Source organism: Nocardia wallacei (assembly GCF_029869545.1).
Taxonomy (GTDB): domain Bacteria; phylum Actinomycetota; class Actinomycetes; order Mycobacteriales; family Mycobacteriaceae; genus Nocardia; species Nocardia wallacei_A.
This window is the reverse complement of the sequence record NZ_JARWQD010000278.1, coordinates 1-26,366: the sequence shown is the minus strand read 5'-3', so window position 1 is coordinate 26,366 and position 26,366 is coordinate 1. Positions and strand designations below refer to the sequence as shown.

Below are 26,366 nucleotides of genomic sequence, written 5' to 3'. Positions count from 1 at the left end.
CCCTCCGCTTCGTCCGGCGGCGCGTGGGGGGGGGGGGGGGGCGGGGGGGGGGTTGTGTCTCTCTTTTTTTTCCGTCGCTACTCTCAATTTTTGGGCCCCCCCCCCCCCACTCGTCAACCTGAGGTTGTCGATGAACGGAAGGAGAGAGATGCCGACCGGAGTCGCCCTGCGCGATGTGCGGGAGCAACTGTTCGATGCCGCCGAGCGCATCCTGCTCCGGGACGGTGCGGCCGCGGTGACCAGCCGGGCGGTCACCGCCGAGGCGGGCTGCGCCAAGGGCGTACTGCACCGGCACTTCGAGGATTTCGACGCATTCCTCGCCGAGCTGGTCCTCGACCGCACCGAGCGGATGCGGGCGCGGGCCGCGGCCCTGCGCGAATCCGCAGGCACCGCAACGATTGTCGACAATCTCACCGAGGCGCTGGTGGCCGTGTTCGGCTCGGTGGCCGTGGCGATCGTGCCGCTCATCACCTTCCGCGACGAGCTGCGCGCCCGCCTGCGCCGGGCCGGGGCGACCGGCCTGCCCGTCCTGTCCGAGGCCGGGGCGATGATCTCCGCCTACCTCACCGCCGAGCGCGACCTGGGCCGACTCCCCGCCGATGCCGATGTCGACACCCTGGGCCTCACGCTCATCGGCTCCGGCCACCTGCTGTCGGCGGGCGGCGAAGGCGGCGCGCCGGACCCCGAATCCGTTCGCAGGATCGTGACCACGGTGATCGGCGGCAGCATCTGAGGCGCCCCGTTCGAGATCCGCTGTGGCTCAGGGGCTCCGGTATGCCGCGCGCTGAAGTATATTGCGCGGTATGCCCAGTGATACCCAGCTGAAGGTTCAGAACGCCATTCACCGTGCGCTGCTGAAGATCAGCGGCGGAAGGCTGGGCCGGACCATCGTGGGAATGCCCGCCCTCGAGCTCACCACGATCGGCCGCAAGTCGGGCGCACCGCGCAGCGTCATGCTGACCGCGCCGATCATCGACGACGAGACGATCGTCATCGTGGCCTCGCGCGGCGGCGATCCCACCCATCCCGCGTGGTTTCTGAACCTGCGCGACAACCCCGCCGTCGAGGTGTCGGTGCAGAGCGGCCCCAAGCGGCCGATGACGGCCCGGATCGCCACCGAAGCCGAGCGTGCCGCCCTCTGGCCCCGCGTCGTCGAGGTCTTCAAGGGGTACGGCGACTACCAGCGCAAGACCACCCGCGAGATCCCCCTGGTGCTGTTGACCCCGAACCCGTGAGGCTACCCGGACCGGCTCCGGAAGGCCCGAACCTTCGCCTGGTTGCCGCAGGTTTCCATCGAGCACCAGGTGCGTGACCTGTTGCGCGAGTGGTCGTAATAGGCCCAGCGACAGCCGGGGTTGCGGCATGCCTTGAGGCGGCCCCAGGTGCCGTCCGCGGTCGCGGTCACCACGATCGCCAGCAGGCGCGCCAGTGCCGCTTCGGCCGACTCCGGCGCCCCGGGCACCAGCCGCGCGCAGCCGCCCGCCGACCGCACCACCAGCGGCAGCTCCCGCCCCAACCGATCCAGATCGCCGACGTCGACGCCGGGCTCCTCCCGGCCGATCAGCAACGCCCGCAACCCTTCTCGCAGCCGGATCGCCCGGTGCAGGTCGGCTTCGGCCACCGCGTGCCCCGCGGCCAGCAGGTCACGCTCGACGAACCAGCGGCGCAGCGTTTGCGCGTCCGCGAGGTCGTCGGTCCCGTACACCAGGCTGCGCGTATTGATCAGGTCCTCCACCCAGCGCAACGGCAGCGGCGCGGTCGACGGATCCTTCGGATGCATGAGCCCATGGTAACCGCCTATTGACATACACCGGTGTCGTAACCAGCATTGGATGTATGACGGTTACAGCTCAGGCACTCCCCGAGACCGACCGGCGCGGCTGGCTGCCAGCGCTGTTCGCGGGCGCGTTCGCCGTGGCGTGTACCGAGTTCGTGCCGGTGGGCCTGCTACCGCAGATCGTGGACGACCTGCACACAAGCCCCGGCACGGCCGGTCAGCTGGTGACGGCGAACGCCCTGGCCCTGGCACTCGGCGCGCCCGTACTCGCCGCGGTGTTCGCCGGGGCCGACCGGCGTCGCGTACTCGTCGCGACCCTGGCGGTGTTCGCCGCGGGCCATGTGGTCGCGGGGCTGGCGCCGAACTATCCGGTACTGCTCGCCTCCCGCGTGGTCAGCGGCGCCACGATGGGTCTCTACCTCGCGACCGCCATCGCGGCCGCGGCCCGGCTCGCCGCCGAACCCCGTCGCGCACGGGCGATCGCGACGATCGTCGCCGGTGTCAGCACCGCCACCGCGCTCGGCGTGCCCGCCAGCACCCTGCTCGGCCAGGGGCTCAGCTGGCGCCTCGCGCTCGGCGGCCTGGCCGTGCCCGCGCTGGCCGCCCTCGCGCTCAACCACCGCCTGCTGCCGCCGCTGCGTGGCGACCGATCCCATTCCCAGCGGGAGCGATTCGCCGCCCTGCGCGGTCGGCCGGTGCTGCTCGGGCTGGGCGCGATCGTGGTGTTCTGGGGTGGCTCGTTCGCCGTGTTCACCTATCTCGCACCACTTCTGCACTCCCGTGCGGGACTGGGCGACGCCGCGGTCACCGGCGTGCTGTTTCTCGCCGGGCTCGGCGCGGTGTTCGGCAACCTGCTCGGCGGGCGGCTCGCCGATGCGCATCCCCGGGCGGCGCTCGCGGGCACCGCGGCCGTGACCATGGTGGCCCTGTCGCTCGTGCTGCCCGCCACCGCGTCGGCCCTCGGAGCGGTCGTGCTCGTCGCGGTCTGGCAGCTCGCCGCGTGGTCGTTCGTTCCCGTGATCCAATCCGCGATCCATCGCGCCGCCGGTCCGGGCGGCGAACTCGCGCTGTCGTTCGCGGTGTCCGGATTCAATGTCGGCATCGTGATCGGTGCGGGCCTGGGCGGTGTGGCGCTCGATCGGGCGGGCCTGTCCGCTGTCGGCGCGCTCGGCGGCGGGTTGTCGGTGGTGGCCCTCGGCCTGGTCATCGCGCTGATCCGAGCGAACCGTTCGAGTCCGCACCGTCCGGTTGGCGCCACCGGCCCCGCTGCTACTACCGTGGGGCCGGTTCGGAGCCCCGATCGTTGGGAGTGAGCGTGTCGGTATCGACGATCGAGGACGCGGCGGCGCCGTCCTCGACCGGCGTCGCCCCGCAGCGCCGACCCATCCCGGCCGCGGCGTTCTGGGCGCTGCTCGTGCTGGGCGCGGTGGCCGGTGGATATTACGCCAAGCAGGTCGTCGACGCGCCGCCGATCCTGCTGCATCTGAAGGATCTGGGCGTCTACCAGATCGCCGCGAATCGCGTGGTCGACGGCGTCTCCATCTACGACACCCCGCTGCTGGGCAATACCCGCGGCGTCTGGGAGTTCGTCTACACCCCGTTCGCGGCGCTGGTGTTCCTGCCGCTGGTCGCGCTGCGCGGCGACCTGTTCACCTACGCCGGCGCGTTCGGCGACTTCGCCATGCTGACCGCGTCCTGCTGGGCGGCGCTGTCGATGCTCGGCTACCGCCGCGACCTGCGGCTGCTCGTGACGGGCGGCTCGGCCGCCGGGCTGCTGATGTGGTGCGAGCCGGTGCGCGAGACGATGGCGTTCGGGCAGATCAATATCTTCCTGCTGCTGCTCGTGCTGGCCGATACCGCGCTGCCGGACTCCTCGCGCTGGAAGGGCGCGCTGACCGGGATCGCGGCGGGAATCAAGCTGACCCCCGCCTTCTTCGTGGTCTATTTCCTGGTCACCCGCCGCTATCGCGCCGCCGCGACGGCCACGGCCGCCTGCGCCGCGACCGTGCTCGTCGGACTCGCGGCCCTGCCGAGGGATTCGCTGACCTTCTGGAGCGGCGCCTTCGCCGACCCGACCCGCGTGGGTGTCCCGGAGAACCCGCAGAACGAATCGCTGCGCGGCATGGTCGCCCGGACCATCGGCGTGGCGGGCACCCACCAACTGCTCTGGCTCGCGGGCGCACTCGCGGTCGCCGCGATCTGCCTGATCCTGGCGCGACGGCTGTCGCTGACCGGGCACGAGCTGCCCGCGGTGGTTCTGGTCGGGCTCACCACCACCGCGGTGTCGCCGTACAGCTGGCTGCACCACTGGGTCTGGCTGGCCCCGCTGCTGATCTACCTGACCGACCTCGCGCTGCGCCGCCGCGGCCTGGCCGCACCGCTCGGCCTGGTGGTGGCGGCGGTGGTCGCCTCGGGCGGCGTGCTGTCGTTCTACGACCCCACCATGAGCAGCATCATCGCCCTGCCGTCCCGGGCCCACCTGGGCGTCTTCTACCACAACGCCTACATCTGGCTGACCCTCGCGCTGTTCGTGGCCGCGGCCTACTACCTGCGGCGATCCGCCGACCGGGCCGAACCCGCGGCGGCATAGCGGCTTTCACCCCTGTCTGATCGGCTGGGTGATGCCGTTGTGCTCGTCGTTGACCAGGTGGAACGCGGTGGCCAGATCGTCGATGACGGCCTGCCAGGCGTCCTGGCTGCCCATGCCGTGCGGGTCGCGCGCCAGGGCCAGCAACGCCGTGGCGGCATCGACGGCCTGGACCGCGGCGGCCAGCAGCGCGGGAATCGGGTCGGGTCCGCTGTGGGACACCAGAGTTGCTATGCGATCGCGCAGCCAGCGCGCATCGAACTGGGCCTGCTCCGAGAGCACCACCTCGCCGGGCTGCACGGCATTGGCGGCCGACCAGCGGCGCTCGGTTTCGCCGAGCGGTGCCGCCACGATCACCTCTCGCAGCTCCTTGCTGATGACGCGGTGCAGCAAACCGGCCAGCTCGGCGTGCTCGACCGACCGATCCGGCGCTGTCGCACCGGCCGCCAAGTCGTCCGCACCGACCTGCAGGACCGCCAGTACCGCCCGCAGTTGCGCAGTCGTCGCCACACGACCCCCTCGTGTACCGCTCCCCTGTCGGAGACCGGTGTCGTCCCACCTTTCGCGATGCGGACGGATGGGATCACCAGGCCGAACCGCCATCGCACTTCACGCGGGCATACTCTCAGCAATCAGAGGGGTTGTCTATCGGAATCGAGGGCGAATCTCACAATCTGGGCCCTAGGGCGGGCCCGCGAGGATCGCGGTCACGACATCGACCAGTTCGGTCAAGACCTCGTCGGGCCCGAGCCGCACGCCGGAGATCGCGAGCAGGTTCTGGGTCTGGTCCAGATCGCCCAGCACCTGGAAGGTCAGCGTCATGGCCTGGGCCAGGCGGAAACGCATTGTGCCGGAGGGGAGTTCGGGGACGGCACGGCCCAGCAGCGACATGAACCGCACCGCCTGATCGGCGAAACCGTCCGCCACGACGGTCAACGCGGGATGCCCACCGCCGACGATCCCGGCGATGAACTTCACCCACGACGCCCCCTCCCCCGTCGCCATCTCCCACACCGGGATCACGAATGCCTCGGCGAGCCCGCGCGAGGTGACCGCGCCCGAACGCTCCATCTCGTCGAGCAGCGCGGCGCGCCGGACCGCGACTATATCGCTGCGCTGCCGGATCAGCGCCTCGACCAGCGCGTCCTTGGATCCGAAGTGATAGTGCACGGCGGCGACATTCGCACCGGCGGCCGACATCACCGCGCGCAGCGAGACGCCGTCGATGCCGCGCTCGGCGAACAGCCGCTCCGCGGCCAGCACCAGCCGCCGGTCCGTCGGCATGGCCAGTTCCTCATCGCTCACGCGAAGTTCGGTTCCGCCGCTCGCTGCACTCGTCACGTGGCGCATTGTAGGATTCCGGCTTCGGTCACAGACCCAGGCGCTGCGCCGCGAGCGCCCGCACCGCCTTCTTGTCCGGCTTGCCCAGACCCGTCAGCGGAAGCTCCTCGACCACGAGAACGTGCTTGGGCACCTGCACCGAACCCTTGCGCCGCTTGACCGTCTCCTGGATCTGCGCGGTCACCTCCGCGACGGCCGCCGGATCGTCCGCCGCCTCCGGCGCGAGCACGACGACCGCGGTGACGGCCTCGCCCCAGCGCGCGTCGGGCACCCCGACGACGGCCACGCTGCGCACCCGGGGATGTTCGGAGACAACGTCTTCCACCTCCCGGGGAAAGACGTTGAACCCCCCGGTGACCACCATGTCCTTGCTGCGCCCGACGATGTGCAGGAAGCCGTCCTCGTCGGCGCGGGCGAGGTCGCCGGTGCGCAGCCAGCCGTTGCGGAAGGTCTCCGCGGTCACCTCGGGCAGATTCAGGTAGCCGCCCGCCAGCAGCGGACCGGATACGCCGATCTCACCGACCTCGCCGGGCGCGACGACATTGTCGTCCGGGTCGAGCAGTGCGACGCGCAATGCCGCCGACGGACGCCCGCAGGAGCTCAGCCGCTGCTCGTCGTGCTCGTCCTTGCCGAGATAGCTGATCGCCATGGGGGCCTCGGACTGCCCGAAGTACTGGGCGAAGATCGGCCCGAACCGGTCGATGGCCTGCCGCAGGCGCGTCGGATCGATGGCCGAGGCCCCGTAGTACACGGTCTCGAGCGACGACAGATCGCGGGTCGCGATATCCGGGTGATCGAGCAGCGCGTAGATCATCGACGGCACCAGCATGGTGGCGGTGATCTTGTGTTCCTCGATGGCGCGCAACACTTCTCCCGCATCGAACCGGGGCACGACCACGCACTGCCCGCCCAGCAGGACCACCGGCAGGAAGAACGCGGCGCCCGCGTGCGACAGCGGCGTGCAGATCAGGAATTTCGGCCGCCTCGGCCACTCCCATTCCGACAGCTGGATCTGCGTCATGGTGGCCATGGTGAGCGCGGTACCGATGACGCCCTTGGGTTTTCCGGTGGTGCCGCCGGTGTAGCTGATCGAGATGACGTCGTCGGGCAGCAGTTCGGCGGCCTCGATCGGCTCCGGTTCGAACTTGTCGGCGGCGGCGAGCAGGTCGACGCCGACGTCGGCGAGTTCGTCGGGCACCGGGCCCAGGACCAGCACGCGGGTCAGCTGGGGCACCCGGTCGACCAGTTCCCGGGCGCGCTGCACGAAGGCCGGTACCGGATCGAGCACCAGGGTGGTGATGCCCGCGTCCGACAGCACGTAGGCGTGGTCGTCCAGCCCGCCGATCGGGTGCAGCGCGGTGCGCCGATGCCCACGCACCTGACCCGCGCCGATGGTGAACAGCACCTCCGGACGGTTCAGCGCGAGTACTCCGACCGGGGTGCCGGTGTCGACGCCGTGGGCCGCGAACGCGGCGATGTAGCGACTGATCGCATCCAGCACCTCACCACCGGTGAGCACGGTGTCACCGAGCGTCAGCACGGGAACGTTGCGGTGGCGGCGCAGCCCGGCCAGCAGGCTGTGCCCATTGTGTACGGGCAGCCGCAGCCGAGTATCGGGATCGATTGTGCTCATAGGTATTTCAGCTCCGAGGTTCAGTGGTTTCCGATCGATGGGGCCGCGTACAGCGTGACGACGCAGGCACCGCCGAGACCGAGGTTGTGCGCCAGCGCAATTCGCGCGTCCGGCACCTGCCGGTCACCGGCGATCCCCCGCAGCTGCCAGGACAGTTCGGTCGCCTGGGCCAGGCCGGTGGCGCCGAGCGGGTGGCCCTTGGAGATCAGCCCGCCGGACGGGTTGACCACGCAGGTGCCGCCGTAGGTGGTGGCGCCGGATTCCACCAGCGCGCCGGATTCGCCCTCGCCGCACAGGCCGAGCGCCTCGTAGGTGATCAGCTCGTTGATCGAGAAGCAGTCGTGCAGTTCGATCACGTCCACGTCGGCGATGGTGAGGCCCGCGGTGTCGAATACGCGCCGGGACGCGGCGCGGGTCATCGGCGCGCCCACGACGTCGATCATCGATCCGGTGTCGAAGGCGGAGGCGCCGTCGGTGACCAGTTCCTGCGCGAGGATCTCCACGGCCTGCGCCTCGAGGCCGTGCTCGCGGACGAAGTCCTCGCTCACCAGCACCGCCGCCGCGGCGCCGTCGGACATCGGCGAGCACTGCGAGCGGGTGAGCGGCCCGTGCACGGGGCGATCGCCGAGCACCTGCTCCAGGGTGTAGGCATTCCGGAACTGCGCCAAGGGGTTTCGGGTGGAGTGCTCGTGGTTCTTCACCGCGACCCGCGCCAGCTGCTCGGGGGTGGTGCCGTAGCGCTTCGCATGCTCGAGCGCGGCGTTGCCGAAGAACTGGGTGGTCATCGGCGCGGTGCCGAAGTCGTACTGATCGGCCATCACGCGCAGATGATGGTCGACGGTGGTGACCGCGGGCCTGGTCGCCGGGCCCGCCATCGCCTCCTTCGTCATCTGCTCGAATCCGACGGCCAGCGCCACCTCCGCCAGCCCGCCGCCGACCCACTCGCGGGCCAGCATCAGCGCGGTGGATCCGGTGGCGCAGTTGTTGTTCACGTTGGCGACCGGGATTCCGGTCAGGCCGATGTCGTAGAGGGCGCGCTGCCCGGCGGCCGAGGGCTGGAACACGTAGCCGACGGCCGCGCGCTGCGCCCGGTCGTAGCCGATGCCCGCATCGCCCAGCGCCCCGCGCACCGCCTCGCCCACCATCTCGGGATAGGTCCACTCGCGGGAGCCGATCTTCACGAACGGCGTCATGCCGACGCCGACGACGAATACCCGTCGCATACTGTCTCCTGTCGGTGCGGTCATTGCCCGGTGAACCTCGGTTCCCGCTTCTCCACGAACGCCTTTCGCCCCTCCCGGGCATCGTCGGAGGCGATCACCTCGCGGACGAAGCGGCCCTCGATCTTCCGCGCGTCCTCCTCCGCCAGCCACCCGCTGGCGAGCAGCGACGCCTTGGCGTGCTGCACCGCCAGCGGCGAGTTGCGGGCGATGCGGTCCGCGATGTCGTGTGCCCGGGCCAGCGCGCCGCCCGCGGGAACGACGTGTCCGACCAGGCCGAATTCGTATGCCTCGCGGGCGGTCAGCGGATCGCCGGTGAGGATCATCTCCGCGGCCTTGGTGTACGGGATCTGCCGCTTGAGCCGCACGGTCGATCCGGCGCCGGGGATCAGCCCGCGCTGCACCTCGGGCAGTCCGAACGTGGCCTGCTCCTCGGCGACGCGAATATCGGTCTGCTGCAACATCTCCAGGCCGCCGCCCAGGCAGGCCCCGTTGACCGCGGCGATCAGCGGCTTGCGCAGCGGGCCGGTGAGCAGCAGGCCCCGGCCGATGGCCGCCGGATCGTAGTCGGCCCGGCCCCGGCCGCCGGTCATCCAGCCGTCGCCGAGATCGCCTCCCACGCAGTAGGTGTCGCCCGCCCCGGTCAGGATCGCCACCCGGATCTCGTCGTCGGCGTCGATCTCGTCCCAGGTCCCGGCCAGCAGATTGATCATCGCCAGGTCCATGGCATTGCGCCGATGCGGCCGGTTCATGGTCACCACCGCCACGGGCCCGCTGCGCTCCACCAGCAGCGGTTCGGCGGGCACGGAATCGGCTGTGCCACTCACGATGTCGGCCTTTCACTGCCCACGACCCACAGCGCGTGGAACTGCGAGGCCCCGCCCATGGCGTGGCCGATGGCGCGGCGGGCATCGGGGACCTGATGGTCCCCGGCCATGCCGCGGACCTGCAGGGCGGCCTCCAGGAAGCGCACCAGACCCGTTGCGCCCGTGGGATTCCCGGACAGGACGCCGCCGGACGGATTCACCGGCAGCCTGCCCTCGAAGCGGGTGGTGCCGTCGTCGACGAGCTTCCAGCCCTCGTGCAGCGGGGCCAGGCCGATGTTCTCCATCCACATCGGCTCGTACCAGCTGTAGGGGATGTACAGCTCGGCGGTGTCGATTTCCCGTGCGGGATCGGCGATTCCGGCCTGCCGGTAGGCGTCGGCGGCGCATTCGGCGCCCGCGCGCGGGTTCACCTCGTCGCGCCCGGCGAAATGGCCGGTCTCGGTGCGGAAGGACATGCCGTGGATCCACGCCGGCGGGCGCTCCGGATTCCCGACGTCGGCGGCGCCGGTCAGCACGATGGCGGCGGCGCCGTCCGAGGACGGGCACGACTCGAGGTAGCGGATCGGATCCCACAGCATCCGCGATTCCCGCACCTGCTCGATCGAGATATCCGGCATGTGCACGTGCGCATAGGGATTGCGCAGGGCGTTGAGCCGATGGTTCACCGCCACCTGCCAGCCGATGTGCTCGGACGCCCCGGACCGGCGGATGTACTCGCGGATGACGGGCGCGAAATGCCCGCCCGCCCCGGCGCCGAGCTTGGCGCTGAACGGCAGCCCCCGCGACAGCGCCCACGTGAAATTGCCCTCGGACTCCTTGGAATACGCGGCGACCAGCACCCGCCGGGCCAGGCCCGCCTCGATCAGGTGCGCGCCGTAGATGGCCGCGTGCCCGCCGACGCTGCCGCCGGTGAACACCCGCGTCACCGGCAGCCCGCGGGCACCCAGCGCATCGGCGAGGTACAGCTCGGGATTCATCACGCCGTCGAACAGGTCCGGCGTCTTGGACAGCACGATCGCGTCGACGTCGCCGAGTTCCAGTCCGGCATCGGCCATCGCGGCCGCGACCGCCTCTCGCACCAGGGCCCCGATGGTCGTCTCGCGCCGCTTGGCCTGCTTACCTTGGCCGATACCGATGACGGCAATGGGCTCACTCACGCCGGATCACCTTCCAGGAGGCAGACCATATTCTGTTGCAGCGCTTGGCCGTTGGTGGCGTGCGCCAGGGCGCGGCGGGCGCGGCCGGAGTGGATCTCGCGGGCCGCCTCGCCGATGCGCAGCAGGCCCGTCGCCGTGGTCGGCCGACCGGCCAGCGGACCACCCGACGGGTTGATCGCCGTCGCGGCGCCCAGGCCGAACTCACGGACCAGCAGCGGCTCCTGCGCGGAGTATTCGACGTGCAGCTCGGCGACGTCGACCTCGCCCGGCCCGAATCCCGCTGCGCGACCGGCCCGTTCGGCCGCGAGGGCCGCCGACGGGGCGCGGGTCAGGTCGCGCGCTCCCGGGTAGTGTCCGTCCATCCGGTGGTCCACCCCGCGCACCCAGGCGGGCCGCTCGCACAGGTTCCTGGCGGTGTCATCGGCCGCGAGCACCGCGACGACGGCCGCGTCGCCGACCGGCGAAATATCGTGGCGCCGTAGCGGAGACGCGACATACGGTGCCGCGAGCAGCGCCTCGACCTCATGGTCGCCGGACACCTGCGCGTACGGATTGGACCGCGCGTCCGCCAGGCTGCGGGCGACGATTCGCGCCATCTCCGCCTCGGTGGTCGCCCCCGCCTGCACCAGCGCACACGCCTGCACCCCCGCGATCGCATCCCGATGCGGCCGCAGCGGCGTCAGGTAGTACGGATCGAGCTGCGTGGGCACGACCTGATCCAGATCGCCGGGCAGCGAACCGCGCCCGATGCCGTAGACCAGCGCGATATCGCCCTGCCCCAGCTGCAGCCACGTCCACGCCTCGTAGAACGCCCACGCGGCATCCATTTCCACGTGCGACTCCGCGATCGGCGGCCAGGCGCCGACGGCGTCGAGCGAGTCGATGTAGGCGAAGGTGCGGCCCTCGTGAAAGTCGTGGCTGCCCGAACAGACGAAATCCACTCGGTCCCGGTCGAGTTCGACCGCGGCCAGGGCCTCCCGGATCACCGGCAGCAGAATGCCCGCCATATCGTCGCGCCGATTGGCGGCCAGGCACGGCGACTGGGCGAAGCCGACGACGGCGATATCACGCATGACGAACCTCCGCCGCCGTGGGCCGGTAGTGACGGATGCTCATCCACGACGGCTCCAGATCGCCGTCGGCCCAGACGGGTTCGACCTCCATGCCGATGTGCACCTGCGCGAGATCGACCTCGCGGATCAGGTGCATCAGCCGGGTGTCGGCGCCGTGCGGCTGGATGTAGCCGACCGCGTACGGCGGCTCGATCTCCTGTCCCGGGAACGGAAAACTCACCACGCAGAAGGTCGAGACGGTGCCGCGCCCGTCGAGTTCGGCGGGCGCCTCCAGTTCGACCAGGCAGCGGGCGCAGAATTCCGGCGCGGGCAGATAGACATGGCGGCACGACGGACAGGTGCGGGCCAGCAGCTGCCGCCGCGCGAGCCCCCGCAGAAACGCCGAGCGCCCCACCCCGGCGACGAACGTGTACTCCATGCGCAGCGGTGTCGGCATCAGCCGAACCGGTTCCGGCAGTGGCTGTTTCGGTTGTTTCACATCTCCTCCGGTTCCCAGCACACGAGGTCTCCCAGCTCGCCGCGCCGCTCCGCGGCCCAGCGCGCCCGCACCCGCAACCCCCGGTGGATGCGCGCCGGATCCCCGCCCGCGTCCAGCGCGTGGAAGAAGGTGCCCTCCGTGCCGTCGACGGCGATGAGCGCCCAGGCGAAATCGCCCTCGACCGGATCACCGGGCCGGTGCGGCACCCAGGTCCACGACTCGACGGTGCCCACGGGCTCCAGCTCCACCAGCTCGGTCGGGGCGCGCCCGGTGACCGGGTCGAATTCGGCGGGCGGGCAGAGCACGGCGCCGCGGTCGGTGCGCGCGCCGATCAGCCGCCGCTCCCGCAGCCCGGCGAGAAACGTCCCCACGATCGGCCCGACCGTTCTCTCGAACGGGAACTCGATCTCGTAGGGCGCACACAGGCTCTCCATGTCACCAGGCATCCGGCAGCTCCTTCCCTTGGGAGCAGTCTGCCGCAATCAACTGATTGAATCAAGTGCTTGAAAGACGGACGGGCCGACGCTCGCTTATGTCGGCGAGACTGTGAACGATGGTTCGCCGCGCCGCCGCCGGGTGTACTGGATCCCAGCACGATCCAGTGCATTTCACGAGGTTGGAGCAGTTATGAGAATCGCAGTCTTCGGCGCCAGCGGCACCATCGGCAGGCTCGTCGTCGAGCAGGCGCTCGCGCGGGGCCACGAGGTCACGGCCTACTCGCGCAGTGCGGAGAACATCACGAAAACCCATGAGCGCCTGCGCATCGCGGAGGGCGACGTCCTCGATCCGGCCGCCGTCCAGCGGGCCGTCACCGGGCAGGACGCGGTGGTGGTCACGCTGGGCGCGGGCCGCAAGGGCGTGGTGCGCGCCGAGGGCACCCGCACCGTGATCGAGGCGATGACCCGCTCCGGTGTGAAGCGCCTGGTGTGCATGTCCAGTCTCGGCGTCGGCGACAGCCGCCCGAACCTGAACTTCGTCTGGAAGTATCTGCTGTTCGGCATGCTGCTGCGCCAGGCCTACGCCGATCACGGCCGACAGGAGGACTACGTCAAGGGCAGCGACCTCGACTGGACCATCGTGCGGCCCAGCGCATTCACCGACGGCCCGGCCACCGGCACGTACCGCCGCGACCTGTCCGCCTCGGAAAAGGGTCTCGCCCTGAAGATCTCGCGCGCGGACGTGGCGGCGTTCCTGGTCGAGCAGGTGACCGATTCGACCTACCTGCACCGGACACCCGGAATCTCCTCCTGAATGCCGCCGCCGTACGCCGTGCAGCACACTGGGATCCAGACCTACGGTGGTCGCGAACCACCCATCGACTGGAAACAGGGGGAGCCGGGAATGTCCACCGCGCACCACGATCGGCTGCTGTCGCTCGTGCAGTCCGCCGCCCGCCGGCGCGGATACGCCTGCCAGATGACGGGCCCCGACGTCGTCACCCTGTCGGGGCCCACGACGTTCACCCTGGCGCTGGGCAATATGCGGCGCCTGGCCGCGGCCCGCCCGGCCGACCAGTGGGCGGCGCTGGTCGCCGACTACGTCGACACCCGGGCGATCACGATCGAGACCGATCGCGACGACCCGCTCGACTACACCGATTTCGCGGCCATGCGCGGGCTGATCAGGACCCGCCTGTACGCCACCGAATCCGTCGGCGCCGACGTGGTGCGGCGGGTGGTCGCGCCCGGTTTGATCCAGCGGGTCCTCATCGATCGCGTGCACACGGTCACCCCGGTCACCTACGAGATGTTGCGGTATTGGCCCATCAGCGAATTCGACCTGTTCACGCTCGCCGAACGCAATGTGCGGCGCGACGCCGGAGTCGAGGTGCAGCGGCATCGCTTCGACGTGCCCCTGGCCGAGAACCTCCCGCCGATCTCGATGCTGACCGGGCCCGAATATCTGACCGCGCATGCCCGCTGGCTCGGCGACTACCCCGTGACCGGCCGGGGCGGTGCGGTGCTGATCATGCCGTCGAAGCAGTCCGTCTACGCCTACCCCGTCGACGGGCCCGAGGTGGTCGGGGCCGTCGCCGTCCTGGCCCAGCTGGCGGCGGTGTCCTACGCCGACGAACCGTGGCCGATCAACCCGTGGGTGTACTGGTGGCGCGCCGGACATCTCGAACTCGCGGCCACCGCACACGAGACCGACGACAGCTTCACCGTCCGCCCCACCGAGATCTTCGACCGCTTCACCACCGGCCTCGGCAAACCACCGGACAACTAGCGCGCCTCGAACCGACGGCGGCAGATCCCGGCTAGCGTTCCTCCCATGAGTGGCGCCAGCGATCCGCCGGACCCTGCCGAGACCGCTGCGCACAGCGACGCCACCGGCCCCCTGCATCCCGTGGCGGATCGCCGTTCGGTCAACAAGCCCGTCTTTCTCGCCGCCGCCGGGATCGTGCTCGCCTTCGCGATCTGGGCACTCGCCTCGCCGGAGGGCGCGGAGACGGTGGTCGGGGAGGTCAAGACCTTCATCTCCACCTGGTTCGGCTGGTGGTACTTCGTGCTCGGGACGTTTCTCGTCGGACTGGTCGTGTTCCTGGGCGCCAGCAAGTACGGCAACTTCCGGCTGGGTCCGGAGGAGTCGCGCCCCGAGTTCAGCCTGTTCACCTGGACGGCGATGCTGTTCGCCGCGGGCATCGGCATCGATCTGATGTTCTTCTCCGTCGCCGAACCCGTCTACAACTACATCAAGCCGCCCGTCGGCCCGGCCGAGACCAATCACGCCGCCCGCGAGGCGGTGACCTGGACGATCTTCCATTACGGCGTCACCGGCTGGGCGATGTACGCGCTCATGGGCGGCGCGCTGGCCTATTTCGCGTTCCGGCGCAATCTGCCGCTCACCATCCGGGCCGCGCTGCACCCCATCTTCGGCAAGCGCATCCACGGCCGATGGGGCGACGCGATCGACGTCGCCGCCGTGCTCGGCACCATCTTCGGCATCGCCACCTCGCTGGGTATCGGTGTCGTGCAGCTCAATTACGGCCTGCACGAGATGTTCGGCATCGCGCAGGGCAAGGCCGCCCAGATCGGGCTCATCGCGCTGTCGATCGTCATCACGACGATCTCGGCGACGACGGGCGTCGACAAGGGCATCCGGCGGCTGTCGGAGCTCAATGTCATCATGGCGATCGCGCTGCTGATCTACATCCTGGTGGCGGGCCGCACCGACTTCCTGCTCAACGGGCTCACCGAGAACACGGGCGACTACCTGTCGACCTTCCTCGACCGCACGCTCGACACCTTCGCCTGGGACCGCAATCCCGAGACGGCCAACCAGCCGAGCACCTGGCTCGATTCCTGGACGCTGTTCTTCTGGGCGTGGTGGGTGGCGTGGGCGCCGTTCGTCGGCCTGTTCCTCGCGCGCATCTCCCGCGGTCGCACGCTGCGGCAGTTCATCTTCGGCGTGCTCGTCGTGCCGTTCAGCTTCATCGTCATGTGGATCTCGATCTTCGGCAACAGCGCGCTGGACGTGGCCCGCGGCGACAAGGAGTTCGCCACCGCGACCGCCGAGCGGGCCGAGGTCGGCTTCTACTCGCTGCTCGAGCAGTACCCCGGCGCGCCGCTGCTGCTCGGCATCGCGACCTTCACCGGTCTGCTGTTCTACGTGACCAGCGCCGATTCCGGGTCGCTGGTGATGGGCAACTTCACCTCGAAACTGCCGGATCCGATGGCCGACTGCGCGACCGGCACCCGCATCTTCTGGTCCGCGGCGATCGGCCTGCTCACGCTGTCGATGCTGTTCGCCGGGGCGGGCGGATCCATCGCGACGCTGCAGAACGCCACCATCATCATGGGGCTGCCGTTCTCGTTCATCCTCGGGCTCATCGGCTTCGCGCTGCTGCGCTCGCTGCACACCGAGTCCTACAAGCTCGACAGCTACCGCACGACGCTGCCGAAGGCCATCGCGGCCGGGCGCGGCACCGGGCACGGCAACTGGCGCCGCCGACTGCTGGCCACCACGCAGTACCCGGGGGCGACGGCGACGCGGAAGTTCGTGACCAACACCGTGATTCCGGCGATGCGGGAGGTCGCCGACGAGTTCAACCGCACCGGAATCACCGCGACCGTCGACGAATCCGGGCGCAGCGAGGGCATGCCGTCGCCGAGCCTGCTGGTCGACCAGGCCAGCGATCCTCGCTTCGAATACTGCGTCTGGCCGGTGTCGGCGCCCAGCCCGACCTACGCGGTCCTCGCGCAGCGCTCCGCGGACCGCTACTTCCGCTGCGAGGTGTACCTGGCCGAGGGCTCGCAGGGCTACTCGCTCAACGGCTACACCCGCGAGCAGATCATCGGCGACATCCTCGACCAGTACGAGCGCCACCTCGCCTACCTGCACCTGCGGCGCTCCGCGACCGACCACTACGAGCCGACATCCGACGATGACGACGTGACCGACAGCGATCCGGAAGGGACACCGAGCGCATGAGCGACACCCTCTACATCGACGGCGCCTGGCGGCCCGCGGCCTCCGGCGAGACCCGCGAGATCCGTTGCCCCGCGGACAATTCCGTCGTCGGCGTGGTCGCCGAAGCGGATGCGGCCGACACCGAGGCCGCCATCGCCGCCGCCCGCCGCGCCTTCGACGGCGGCCCCTGGCGCGAGACCGCGGCGGCCGAGCGCGGGGATCTGCTGCTGCGGGTCGCCGACGCGATCGACACCCGCCGCGACGAGTTCGTCCGCGCCGAGACCCTCGACACCGGCAAGCGGCCGTACGAGTCGGATATCGACATGTCCGATATCGCGAACTGCTTCCGGTACTTCGGCAAGCTGGCCGCCGAGGACGCGGGCCGGGTCGTGGACGCGGGCTCCCCCGACGTCGACTCGCGGATCGTCTACGAACCCGTCGGGGTGTGCGGGCTGATCACCCCGTGGAACTATCCGCTGCTGCAGGCCGCGTGGAAGGTCGCCCCGGCGCTGGCGGCGGGCAACACGTTCGTTCTGAAACCGGCCGAGCTGACCCCGCATACGGCGATCCTGCTGCTGTCGGTGCTGCACGATCTCGGCGTGCCGCCGGGCGTGGCGAACCTGGTGCTCGGCGCGGGCGCCACCGCCGGGGCGCCGCTGTCGGCGCATCCGGACGTCGACCTGGTGTCGTTCACCGGCGGCCTGGTCACCGGCAGGGTCATCGCCCGCGAGGCGGCCGCGACGGTCAAGAAGGTGGCCCTCGAGCTCGGCGGCAAGAATCCGAATGTAGTCTTCGCCGACGCCTGCGACACCGACGAGCGGCTGGCCACCGCGGTCGACAACGCGTTGAACGCCGCCTTCCTGCACTCCGGCCAGGTGTGCTCGGCGGGCGCGCGCCTCGTGATCGAGGCGTCGGCGCACGACCGTTTCGTCGACGAACTGGTCCGGCGCGCCGAGCAGATCCGGATCGGGCTGCCCTTCGCGGAGGGCACCGAGACCGGGCCGCTCATCTCCGCCGCGCACCGGGACAAGGTGCACGCCTACGTCGAGCAGGCCCGTGCCGACGGCGCCGTCATCCGCACCGGCGGCGCGTTCGCCACCGGCGACCAGGGCTCCGGCAACCTCGACGACGGCTGGTTCTATCTGCCGACCGTCATCGACGGCGCCACCCGTGCCATGGCGTGCGTGCACGACGAGGCGTTCGGGCCGACCGTGACCGTCGAGACGTTCACCACCGAGGACGAGGCGGTCGCCATCGCCAACGACACCGAGTACGGCCTGGCCGGGGCGGTGTGGTCGTCGGATGCCGCCCGCGCGCGGCGCATCGCCGCCCGGCTGCGGCACGGGACGGTGTGGGTCAACGACTTCGGGCCGTATCTGCCGCAGGCCGAGTGGGGCGGCTACGGCCATTCCGGTGTCGGCCGCGAACTGGGTCCGTCCGGCCTGCACGAGTACCGCGAGGCCAAGCACGTCTACGAGAATCTCCGGCCGGGTGTCACCGGTTGGTTCGCCGAGCGAGGGGAGCAGAAGTGAACTACGACTATGTGATCGTCGGCGGCGGCTCCGCCGGTGCGGCGGTGGCGTCCCGGTTGTCGGAGGACCCGTCGGTGACGGTCTGCCTGCTCGAGGCCGGGCCGTCCGACGTCGGCGACGACGCCATCCTGCGGCTCGACCGCTGGATGGAGCTGCTCGAATCGGGCTACGACTGGGACTATCCCATCGAGCCGCAGGAGAACGGCAATTCGTTCATGCGGCACGCCCGCGCGAAGGTGCTCGGCGGCTGCTCGTCGCACAACAGCTGCATCGCGTTCTGGGCGCCGCGCGAGGACCTCGACTCGTGGGAGCGCGACCACGGGTGTGCCGGTTGGGGTTCGGACTCGGTGTACCGGCTGTATTCGCGGATCGAGACCAACGATGCCCCGGGCGACCACCACGGCCGCAGCGGCCCCGTGCACATCATGACGGTGCCGCCGGACGATCCGTGCGGTGTCGCGGTGCTCGATGCCTGTGCGTCCGTGGGGATTCCGCGCGCCGAGTTCAACTCGGGGCACACGGTGGTCAACGGCGCCAACTTCTTTCAGATCAACAGCCGCGCCGACGGCATCCGGTCGTCCTCGTCGGTGAGCTACCTGCACCCGAATCTGGACCGGCCGAATCTGACCGTGCGGACGGGCTCGTGGGCGAAGCGGGTCGTGATCGAGGGCGGGCGGGCCCTGGGTGTCGAGATCATCGACAACGCGTTCGGGCGCTCCACCCGGATCTCGGCCGACCGCGAGGTCATCGTCTGCGCCGGGGCCATCGACTCGCCGAAGCTGCTCATGCTGTCGGGCATCGGACCCGCGGATCACCTGCGCGAGAACGGGATCGAGGTTCTCGCCGACTCCCCCGGTGTCGGCGCCCACCTGCAGGACCACCCCGAGGGCGTCATCGGTTTCGAGACGAAGCGGAAAATGGTGCGCAGCTCGACGCAGTGGTGGGAGATCGGCATCTTCACCACGACCGTCGACGGGCTCGATCGGCCCGACCTGATGATGCACTACGGCAGCGTGCCGTTCGACATGCACACGCTGCGGCAGGGCTACCCGACCGCGGACGAGACCTTCTGTCTCACACCGAATGTCACCCACGCCCGCTCCCGGGGCACCGTCCGGCTGCGCTCGCGCGACTTCCGCGACAAGCCGCGGGTCGACCCGCGCTACTTCACCGACCCCGAGGGCCACGATATGCGCGTGATGATCGCGGGCCTGCGCAAGGCGCGCGAGATCGCCGCGGCCGCACCGCTTTCCGACTGGGTGGCCCGCGAACTGTACCCGGGGCCGGACGCGCGGACCGACGGCGAGCTGGCCGACTACATCCGCCGCACCCACAACACCGTCTATCATCCGGCGGGCACGGTCCGGATGGGCGCCGCCGACGATCCGCTGAGCCCCCTGGACCCGCAGCTGCGCGTGAAGGGCGTCGAGGGGCTGCGCGTCGCCGACGCCTCGGTCTTCCCCGAGCACACCACCGTGAACCCGAACATCACCGTCATGCTCGTCGGCGAGCGCTGCGCGGAGCTGGTCGCCGCGAGCCGCTGAGGCACCGGGCTCTCGAGCGCCGTCGAGGCGGCACCGATACACTGGCCTCTGCTCGAAAGATGCTGAATGCCAACGTGTAGCGACCGATCAGGTGAAGTGACGGCAATGTCGGAAACCAGGGCCCCAGTCCGCGTACAGATGCGGTTCTCGCACGGCGTCGTGCTCCGATACCGCACCGCCCCGACGATCGCGGCGCGCCTGGCCACCGAACTGCCCCAGCACGGCGTCGATGTCCACATCGACGACGAGGTCACCGACCTACTGGCCGATCTTCCGCATCCCGAGCTGTGGTCCTCCTGATCCGCCGGATCCGTTCCGCCGACGTCACACTCCGTGGCGCTGTCTCGTCTTACAGATGAGGGGCGGACGACCAAGGAAGGGCGACGCGGCCATGGGCACTGCATCGGATGCGGTCGGCGACGGGCACGATCCGGACCTGAACACGATCATGAGCGAGCGGCGGCAGCTGATCAATGTCGCGTATCGGCTGCTCGGCTCGCTGTCGGAGGCCGAGGACGTGGTGCAGGAGACCTATGCCCGCTGGTATGCCATGTCCGAAGCACAGCGGGCCGCCGTCGAGTCCCCGGGCGGCTGGCTGACCACCGTCGCGAGCCGGATCTGCCTGGATCTGCTTCGCTCGGCCCGGGTTCGCCGGGAAAGCTATGTGGGCGAATGGATTCCGGAACCGCTGCCCGACGGCGACACCGCCACCGATCCCGCCGACCGGATCACCCTCGACGAGTCGGTCACGATGGCCTTCCTCGTCGTGCTCGAGTCGATGACCCCGGCCGAGCGCGTCGCGCTCGTGCTGCACGACGTCTTCGGCTATTCCTTCGGCGAGGTGGCCGAGATCGTCGGCCGGTCCCCGGCGGCGTGCCGTCAGCTCGCCTCGTCGGCCCGCCGCCGCACCCGGACCGCCAGGGACCCCGGCGCCCCGGCGGACCGGCACGCGCAGGTGGTCCGGGAGTTCAAGCGGGCGTGGGAGGCCCGGGACCTCGACGGGCTCATCGGCCTGCTCGACCCCGACGCCACGGTGGTCAGCGACGGCGGCGGCCTCGTGCGGGCGGCGCTGCATCCGGTCGAGGGCAGCGCGCTCATCGCGCACTATCTCCTCGATCTCGCCGCCCGGGTGCCGGACCTGACCATTCTCGACCGCACCGTCAACGGCCAGCCCGGCCTGGTGCTGCAGCACGAGGGCACCACCGTGACGGTCATGGCCTTCGACGTCACCGGCGGCCGGATCCGGCACATCTGGGGCGTTCGCAACCCCGACAAGCTCCGGCCGTGGACGGCGGGCTGACGCGCCCGCTCACCCGTCCCGGCCGATTTCGACGTCGACGACCACCCCGTAGTGGTCGCTGGGCCACACGCCCTCGGTGGGCTGGTCGAAAGCGAGACCCGCGGAACGGATTTCGCATCGCGCCCGCGGATGGGCGTGCCACGACCCGGTGAACACGTAGTCGAGCCGGCGCCGATGGCCGGGCTGGCGCACGATCTGGTCGAAAAGCGCTGCGGCATTGCCGTTGTCGGCACTCCAGGTGTGGCCGGGCCCGTCGCCCGCGACCTCCCAGGCATCGTGATAGTGCACGCTGCGCCCCGAAAGCGACTGGCGCCCGGTGAGATAGCGGATACTGGCCGCGTCCGGCCCGGCGTTGAAGTCCCCGGCGATGATCGTCGGCAGCTCGGTGCGATGCCGCGCGTCGAGATCGGCGAGCGCCACGGCCTGCTGCTCGCGGACGGCCTCGGCATCCAGCCGCCACGAGGCGGTGGCGGCGATGAACAGCACCTCACCCTCCCCCGGCAGCGGCACCCGGGCCGCCAGCGTGCACCAGGGCACGTCGGCCGCCCCCGCCACGCGCAGATCCAACACCTCCGCGATGCTGTGCGGCCAGCGCGAGGCCACCGCGTTGCCGCCGTACCGATCGGCGAACGGCGGCGTGTACGCCATCGCCTCGGACTGGTGTGTGCCGTGCAGTCCGGTGCCCTCCAGCAGTTCGGCCAGGTGATCGGCGTCGACGACCTCCTGCAGCGCCACGATATCGGGGGCAATGCGGCGCAACTCCCGGTTCAGCAGGGCGAGCCGGCGCGGGTCGCCCTCCCGGTTCTGGACATTGATCGTGAGGATCCGTAATTGCATCGAGTCTCCAGCTAGACGACGTACTGGCCCGCGCGGTATTCGCCACCGTGCTGGCGGGTCATGACGTTGAGGCGGTTGAAGGCGTTGATGTTGGCGATGAGCGAGACCAGGGCGCCGAGTTGGTCCGCGTCGTAATGCCGCACGGCGTTCGCCCAGACCTCGTCCGATACGCCACCGGCGGCGTCGGCGAGGCGGGTGCCCTCCTCCGCCAGTTCCAGGGCCGCACGCTCGGCGTCGGTGAAGACCGTCGCCTCGCGCCAGACCGCGACCAGGTGCAGACGCACCGCGGTCTCCCCGTCGGCCGCGGCCTCCTTGGTGTGGATGTCGACACACGCACCGCAGCCGTTGATCTGGCTGGCCCGCAGCCGCACCAACTCCTGCGTGGACCGTGGCAGTGTCGAATCCCCGAGCGCCTTGCCCGCCGAGACGAGGTACTTCAGCGACTTGGCCGTCACGGGATTGTCGAACAGATTCATGCGCGCTTGCATGGTGAACTCCTAGCTGCGGTGAACGACTTCACCCCTACGACGGGGCACCCCGGTCAGATGTGAGGTGCGAGCTACGGAGTCGAACTCGGTTCGGGGAGTTTGCAGTCGGTCACCTCGGGGTCGACGCCGGTGTAGTTCAGCGGTCCGGCGAGCACATTCAGCGCGATGGTGCCGAAGTCGCGGCACTCCTGTGTCACGCGGGTGAGGTACCCGCGCTGACCGGCGGCGACCACCCCGATGATCAACCACACGAACAGCAGCAAAGAAACCAGACGCATCCACATCTCCCTGTTCCCGGCGTTTCCGTCATCCCGGCTCTGCCGCCGCACATTCCGGCGGTCGAACCGAGCCTAGGCGGGATCGCCAGCAACGACTTTCGACGGTGGTTTCACATCCTTCAGCCAGGCCCCGCTACCGCCCCCGATAGCCGCACGGGTCCCGGTTCGGTGCCGAAAGTCCCTTGTGCCGGGGGCGGCGGCTACTCGGCGAGGAAGCGGGGCAGCTCGGCGGTGGCGAAGCCGGGATTCTCCGGCCACGAGGTTCGCGGCCAGCCGTGGATGAGCACCGCCGGGGTGCCGCTCCCGCCGGTCACGAGCCGTGACCGTGGATCATTCGTCGGGCCATTGCACGGCGCGGTCGTGGCGATGACACCCGTATCGTGAGTGGTGTTATGGCTGACAAACCCCGCAGGCTGCCGCGGCAGGAGCGGTCCCGGTTCACGGTGGACACGCTGCTGGAGGCGGCCGCGCAGACGTTCACCCGCGACGGGCTCGCCACGACCACCAACCGCATCGCCGAACGCGCCGGGATGTCGATCGGGACTCTGTACCAGTACTTTCCGAACAAGTACGCCATGCTCCACGCGCTCGCACAACGTCACGTCCTGGAGGGCGGCGCCCGGCTGGGGGCCGTGCTGACCGAGCTGCGGCGGACGCAGCCGCCGTTCGACGACACGATGCGCGCGATCGTGGATGTCGTGGTCGAGCTGCATCGGCACCGCCCGGCGCTGCATGCGCTGATGCATCGTGTCGTCCCGCGCGACGCGTCGGATCTGGCCGCGATGGGCGCGTTCGAGGATTATCTGACCGCCGAGGTCGCCTATCACCTGCGTCGTTGCGGGCGCGGCGGTGGCGACCCGCGGCGCACCGCCGCCGTCCTCGTCCACACCGTCGATGCCCAGGTGCACCGCGTCGCGCCCCGGCACGCGATGACCGGCGAGCAGCTCATGGCCGTCGTCCGGCAACTCACACCGGCGCCGTCGTCATCCGGCGGCTGAGCTGGCGACCTCGTCGCGCACCGAGCGCAGTGCCGACGCCAGTTGGGAGACCCCGGGCTCCTCGACCGGGAAGTGCCCGCAGCCGTCGAGCAGGACCAGCCGTGTGGGACCGGCGATCCGGTCGAGGAACCGCGTACTCAGCTCGGGCGGTGTCCATCGGTCGGCGGCGGGATGCACCAATGTGACCGGGGCACAATCGAATTCCTGCGGCAGCGTGTGCTCGTAGCGGAAGAAGTCGGCGATGAAGCCGAGCGGAACGCTCGTCCCGCCGCCCCTCGCATCCCGCGCGCACAACCGCGACAGCTCCGCATTCGCACTCATACTCCCCATATCGACGAGCCAGCGGATCGGAATACGCATCCGGCCGAGCACGGGGTCGGCCAGCGCCAACAGCTGCGGCGCGAACCGGCCGGTGACAGACCAGCGCGCGGCCGCCCGGCGCGCCCGCGGGTCGCGCGGATCGAGCAGACAGGTCGCCACGACGTGCGCGACAGCCCTCGTGCGGGCGGCGGCCTCATAGGCGAGCATGCCGCCCATACTCGCGCCGAACAGCACCAGCGGTCGCCGATCGGCCGTGGTCTCGGCGCGGACCAGATCGCACAGCAGCTCGACCCAGTCGTCATAACGCACCGCGGCGGGGTCCGAGACGGCGGTGTCGCCGTAGAGCGGCAGGTCCACCACCATCACCTCGACACCCGCACCGGCCGCGCGCCCGGCCAGCGGCCACAACATCGCCGCATGCCCGCCCGCCCCGTGCACCACGAGCATCCGCACCGGCGCATCGGGATCGACGGCGCGCAACAGGTGCACTCGATGCCGGTGCCACTCCCACCGGGAGGACGTCGGCTCGGGCAGGGGTGCCGCCCGATATTCGGCTGGCAGGAATTCGGCGTACGCGCGGTGGTTCATCCCTCCAGCGTCGCGCCCGCGAGGTTGGCGGACAACTCGCATAAACGTCACCCGGAGTAATCGGAAACCGTTGTGAGACAGGGGAACCCGAGTGGCAACCCATTCGAGCCCGAAGCAACTCGCGTTTACCTGATCAGTTACGGGATGTTTCGTGCCGGATTCGGGCGCAGCGCGCGGAATGCCTGCAGTTGGCGACGTTGATAGGCCCGGTCTTCCGCGCTGAGGCCGTCGGGGCCGGTGGTCGCGCGGTCGTAGGCGACCTCGGACCTGATCCGGGAACGGATCAGCGACGGAGCGTGGTCTCGTCCATGGCGGTGACGGTTCCGCCGACCCGGAGGTAGTCCTCGATGAACCGGCGGGCCGCGGTGAGGTCGAGGGTGGTGAGGCCGTCGCCCCACTCCCATGCGGCACCGGCGAGTTCCCATTCCGGCGGTGCCAGCGTCGCCTCGTCCCAGTCGACGAGCCCGACGAGGGTGCCGGACCGGACGAGGATATTGGCGGCGTAGAAGTCGCCGTGGACCGCATGCCGCCGCCGATGCCCGGCCCGGAAATCGTCGAGCCACGCATCCAGTTCGGCATCGGCGAGGTCGGGAACGGCGACCTCGGGAACGGTGCGATGCGGCGGTGCTTCGAAGGTCGTGCGCTCGAGGGCCCGATGCACACGCGCGAGCAACTGGGCGGCCTGTCGCCGCTGATCCGCATCCCGCTCGTCACCGTGGGTTCCGGCGACGAAGGGCCAGACCGTGATCGGCCGTCCCGCCGCACACACCACACCCGCACCGTCGACGGTGGATATCGGCGCGACCACCTCGGGGACCTCCACCGCCGCCGCCACGGCCACCCGCCCGGACCATCGCAGATCATCGACCCCGCGCCACGAGGGACCGACACGAACAACCCGGTCACCCACCCGGACCACGACAGATTCCTGCCCGCCATGCAGCCGTTCGACATCCCCAGGATCGACCTCTAGCCCCCACCCCCGCCGAATCGCCTCTGCGACAACGTCATCGAGCATCCGACCACCCTATCGCCCCACCACCGGCCGACCGTCGCGCCGACGCCCGCGATCCCGTCCGGCCGCTCCGGGCGCAACGCCGCGTGGAGTCTGCAAGCCCTTAGTTACATACCGACCGACCGGTTCTGTGATAGCAATGTCCGTGCATTTGATCTGAGCTCTGTCCCCAGTTCACGGAAGCGCCGGTACCGGCCTTCCACATCGAATGAGAGGCGACTACATGCAGTTCAGGAAATTCGCGGCGGCATCGATGCTGACCATCGCCGCCACGGTCATGGCCACGGCAACCGCCCACGGCGAAGCGCAGCAGCCGCTGACGGTGGGCGGCCAGGACCGCGGGCTGGCCTACTCCTCCACCCTGTCCGACGATCACCAGGGTGTGACCACGCGCCTGAACGAGGGCAAGTTCACGCTCTCTGAGGACGGCACGATGGTGACCGTCGCGGCCCCGGACGGAGCGGTCGTCGAACAGATCCCGACCGAATACGAACTCGGCGGCTACCCCGTCCGGCTGCGCGCCGAGGTCAACGAGGACGGCAGCGCCCTCACGGTCTGGCCGCGCGACAGCCGAGGCCCGGTCAGCACGGAGACCTACAACGACGGCGTGCGTGAGATCGCCGCCCAGGCGCAGCTCAAGGACATCGGCGTCCTCGGCTGCATCGCCGGCGGTGCCGTCGGCGCCGCCGTCTTCGGCGCCATCGGCACCGTGCTCGGCCTGATCGCACTCATCCTCGGCTCGATCCCCGGCCTGTTCATCGGCCTGGTCGCCGGCGCCGTAATCGGCTGCATCGCAGGCTTCTTCGTCATCTGACGCCCGCGAACTGCCCGGGCGGGGGGCGCCCCCCGGGTGGCCCCCCCCCCGGCCGGGGGGGGGGGGGGGGGGGGTGGGTGGTGGACCCGGTTGGACAAGGTGTTCGGGGGGGGGGGCGGGCGGCTCGTGGGGGGGGGGGGGCCGGGCG

The 26,366-nt window shown here is 70.3% G+C and carries 28 protein-coding genes; 13 read left to right on the top strand and 15 right to left on the bottom strand.

The features are described 5' to 3' along the window. The first annotated feature begins 148 nt into the window (after nt 1–148). On the top strand, nt 149–733 hold the full coding sequence (locus QH290_RS24420; protein ID WP_280267353.1) for a TetR/AcrR family transcriptional regulator: 585 nt from the start codon (nt 149–151) through the stop codon (nt 731–733). 70 nt (nt 734–803) lie between these two features. Continuing rightward, nucleotides 804–1,235 carry a nitroreductase family deazaflavin-dependent oxidoreductase gene (locus tag QH290_RS24415; protein ID WP_280267352.1) on the top strand — a complete coding sequence of 144 codons (432 nt, stop codon included), beginning with the start codon at nt 804–806 and terminating at the stop codon, nt 1,233–1,235. Nucleotides 1,236–1,237: 2 nt separating this feature from the next. Here QH290_RS24415 and QH290_RS24410 read toward each other — a convergent pair whose 3' ends face one another. Beyond that, on the bottom strand, nt 1,238–1,780 hold the full coding sequence (locus QH290_RS24410; protein ID WP_280267351.1) for a CGNR zinc finger domain-containing protein: 543 nt from the start codon (nt 1,778–1,780) through the stop codon (nt 1,238–1,240). A 56-nt stretch (nt 1,781–1,836) separates the two neighbouring features. On the opposite strand from QH290_RS24410, the gene QH290_RS24405 reads away from it, so the two are divergent. Then, a complete protein-coding gene (locus tag QH290_RS24405; protein ID WP_280385371.1) occupies nt 1,837–3,090 on the top strand; it encodes an MFS transporter in 1,254 nt (417 codons plus the stop codon). 2 nt (nt 3,091–3,092) lie between these two features. Then, nucleotides 3,093–4,367, top strand: coding sequence for a glycosyltransferase 87 family protein (locus QH290_RS24400; protein ID WP_280267349.1), 1,275 nt, complete (start codon nt 3,093–3,095; stop codon nt 4,365–4,367). Nucleotides 4,368–4,373: 6 nt separating this feature from the next. Here QH290_RS24400 and QH290_RS24395 read toward each other — a convergent pair whose 3' ends face one another. The 9 genes from QH290_RS24395 to QH290_RS24355 all read right to left on the bottom strand — a co-directional run bounded on the left by QH290_RS24395 (nt 4,374) and on the right by QH290_RS24355 (nt 12,539). Then, nucleotides 4,374–4,874: a hypothetical protein gene (locus tag QH290_RS24395; RefSeq protein WP_280267347.1), complete on the bottom strand. Its 501-nt coding sequence runs from the start codon at nt 4,872–4,874 to the stop codon at nt 4,374–4,376. Between the two features lie 171 nt (nt 4,875–5,045). Next, nucleotides 5,046–5,714 carry a CerR family C-terminal domain-containing protein gene (locus QH290_RS24390; protein WP_280267346.1) on the bottom strand — a complete coding sequence of 223 codons (669 nt, stop codon included), beginning with the start codon at nt 5,712–5,714 and terminating at the stop codon, nt 5,046–5,048. A 19-nt stretch (nt 5,715–5,733) separates the two neighbouring features. Beyond that, on the bottom strand, nt 5,734–7,338 hold the full coding sequence (gene fadD8 / locus QH290_RS24385; RefSeq protein WP_280385369.1) for a fatty-acid--CoA ligase FadD8: 1,605 nt from the start codon (nt 7,336–7,338) through the stop codon (nt 5,734–5,736). 20 nt (nt 7,339–7,358) lie between these two features. Continuing rightward, nucleotides 7,359–8,561, bottom strand: coding sequence for a thiolase C-terminal domain-containing protein (locus QH290_RS24380; protein ID WP_280385367.1), 1,203 nt, complete (start codon nt 8,559–8,561; stop codon nt 7,359–7,361). A gap of 20 nt (nt 8,562–8,581) precedes the next feature. After that, entirely contained in the window at nt 8,582–9,364 is a 783-nt protein-coding gene (locus QH290_RS24375) for an enoyl-CoA hydratase-related protein (protein ID WP_280385373.1), read from the bottom strand. A 17-nt stretch (nt 9,365–9,381) separates the two neighbouring features. Next, nucleotides 9,382–10,542 (bottom strand): thiolase domain-containing protein, encoded by a 1,161-nt coding sequence (locus tag QH290_RS24370; RefSeq protein ID WP_280385365.1) that lies wholly within the window; start codon nt 10,540–10,542, stop codon nt 9,382–9,384. Further along, entirely contained in the window at nt 10,539–11,615 is a 1,077-nt protein-coding gene (locus tag QH290_RS24365) for a lipid-transfer protein (RefSeq protein WP_280385363.1), read from the bottom strand. Before QH290_RS24365 ends, QH290_RS24370 begins: the two co-directional genes overlap by 4 nt. Further along, entirely contained in the window at nt 11,608–12,051 is a 444-nt protein-coding gene (locus tag QH290_RS24360) for a Zn-ribbon domain-containing OB-fold protein (RefSeq protein WP_342213763.1), read from the bottom strand. Before QH290_RS24360 ends, QH290_RS24365 begins: the two co-directional genes overlap by 8 nt. 38 nt (nt 12,052–12,089) lie before the next feature. After that, a complete protein-coding gene (locus tag QH290_RS24355; RefSeq protein WP_280385359.1) occupies nt 12,090–12,539 on the bottom strand; it encodes a Zn-ribbon domain-containing OB-fold protein in 450 nt (149 codons plus the stop codon). 181 nt (nt 12,540–12,720) lie between these two features. On the opposite strand from QH290_RS24355, the gene QH290_RS24350 reads away from it, so the two are divergent. The 7 genes from QH290_RS24350 to sigJ all read left to right on the top strand — a co-directional run bounded on the left by QH290_RS24350 (nt 12,721) and on the right by sigJ (nt 20,879). Beyond that, nucleotides 12,721–13,344, top strand: a complete 624-nt coding sequence (locus QH290_RS24350; RefSeq protein ID WP_280385357.1) for an NAD(P)-dependent oxidoreductase — start codon at nt 12,721–12,723, stop codon at nt 13,342–13,344. A gap of 90 nt (nt 13,345–13,434) precedes the next feature. Next, entirely contained in the window at nt 13,435–14,319 is an 885-nt protein-coding gene (locus QH290_RS24345) for a hypothetical protein (RefSeq protein WP_280385356.1), read from the top strand. 45 nt (nt 14,320–14,364) lie between these two features. After that, entirely contained in the window at nt 14,365–16,524 is a 2,160-nt protein-coding gene (gene betT, locus QH290_RS24340; RefSeq protein WP_280385354.1) for a choline BCCT transporter BetT, read from the top strand. Then, a complete protein-coding gene (locus QH290_RS24335) occupies nt 16,521–18,035 on the top strand; it encodes an aldehyde dehydrogenase family protein (RefSeq protein ID WP_280385352.1) in 1,515 nt (504 codons plus the stop codon). The genes betT and QH290_RS24335 overlap by 4 nt, the downstream gene beginning before the upstream one ends. Beyond that, entirely contained in the window at nt 18,032–19,579 is a 1,548-nt protein-coding gene (locus QH290_RS24330; RefSeq protein ID WP_280385350.1) for a GMC family oxidoreductase, read from the top strand. The genes QH290_RS24335 and QH290_RS24330 overlap by 4 nt, the downstream gene beginning before the upstream one ends. 105 nt (nt 19,580–19,684) lie before the next feature. Beyond that, complete coding sequence (locus tag QH290_RS24325) at nt 19,685–19,879, top strand: hypothetical protein (RefSeq protein WP_280264692.1); 195 nt, start codon at nt 19,685–19,687, stop codon at nt 19,877–19,879. 91 nt (nt 19,880–19,970) lie between these two features. Continuing rightward, on the top strand, nt 19,971–20,879 hold the full coding sequence (sigJ, locus tag QH290_RS24320; RefSeq protein WP_280264691.1) for an RNA polymerase sigma factor SigJ: 909 nt from the start codon (nt 19,971–19,973) through the stop codon (nt 20,877–20,879). Nucleotides 20,880–20,888: 9 nt separating this feature from the next. Here sigJ and QH290_RS24315 read toward each other — a convergent pair whose 3' ends face one another. From QH290_RS24315 to QH290_RS24305, 3 genes are all read right to left on the bottom strand, one after another. Next, nucleotides 20,889–21,716, bottom strand: a complete 828-nt coding sequence (locus tag QH290_RS24315) for an endonuclease/exonuclease/phosphatase family protein (protein ID WP_280385348.1) — start codon at nt 21,714–21,716, stop codon at nt 20,889–20,891. 11 nt (nt 21,717–21,727) lie between these two features. Continuing rightward, nucleotides 21,728–22,204: a carboxymuconolactone decarboxylase family protein gene (locus QH290_RS24310; RefSeq protein WP_280264689.1), complete on the bottom strand. Its 477-nt coding sequence runs from the start codon at nt 22,202–22,204 to the stop codon at nt 21,728–21,730. Between the two features lie 71 nt (nt 22,205–22,275). Next, nucleotides 22,276–22,482 (bottom strand): hypothetical protein, encoded by a 207-nt coding sequence (locus QH290_RS24305; protein WP_280264688.1) that lies wholly within the window; start codon nt 22,480–22,482, stop codon nt 22,276–22,278. A gap of 392 nt (nt 22,483–22,874) precedes the next feature. On the opposite strand from QH290_RS24305, the gene QH290_RS24300 reads away from it, so the two are divergent. Beyond that, the gene (locus tag QH290_RS24300; RefSeq protein WP_280385346.1) at nt 22,875–23,480 is read left to right on the top strand and encodes a TetR/AcrR family transcriptional regulator; all 606 of its coding nucleotides are present in this window, start codon (nt 22,875–22,877) and stop codon (nt 23,478–23,480) included. On the opposite strand, the gene QH290_RS24295 is transcribed toward QH290_RS24300, so the two are convergent. Both QH290_RS24295 and QH290_RS24290 read right to left on the bottom strand, forming a co-directional pair. Then, on the bottom strand, nt 23,466–24,389 hold the full coding sequence (locus tag QH290_RS24295; protein WP_280385344.1) for an alpha/beta hydrolase: 924 nt from the start codon (nt 24,387–24,389) through the stop codon (nt 23,466–23,468). The genes QH290_RS24300 and QH290_RS24295 overlap by 15 nt on opposite strands. 283 nt (nt 24,390–24,672) lie before the next feature. Further along, entirely contained in the window at nt 24,673–25,407 is a 735-nt protein-coding gene (locus tag QH290_RS24290; protein ID WP_342213761.1) for a phosphotransferase enzyme family protein, read from the bottom strand. Nucleotides 25,408–25,627: 220 nt separating this feature from the next. Between QH290_RS24290 and QH290_RS24285 the strand changes: the two genes are divergently transcribed. Beyond that, nucleotides 25,628–26,218 carry a DUF8020 domain-containing protein gene (locus QH290_RS24285; protein WP_280264684.1) on the top strand — a complete coding sequence of 197 codons (591 nt, stop codon included), beginning with the start codon at nt 25,628–25,630 and terminating at the stop codon, nt 26,216–26,218. Nucleotides 26,219–26,366: the final 148 nt, after the last annotated feature.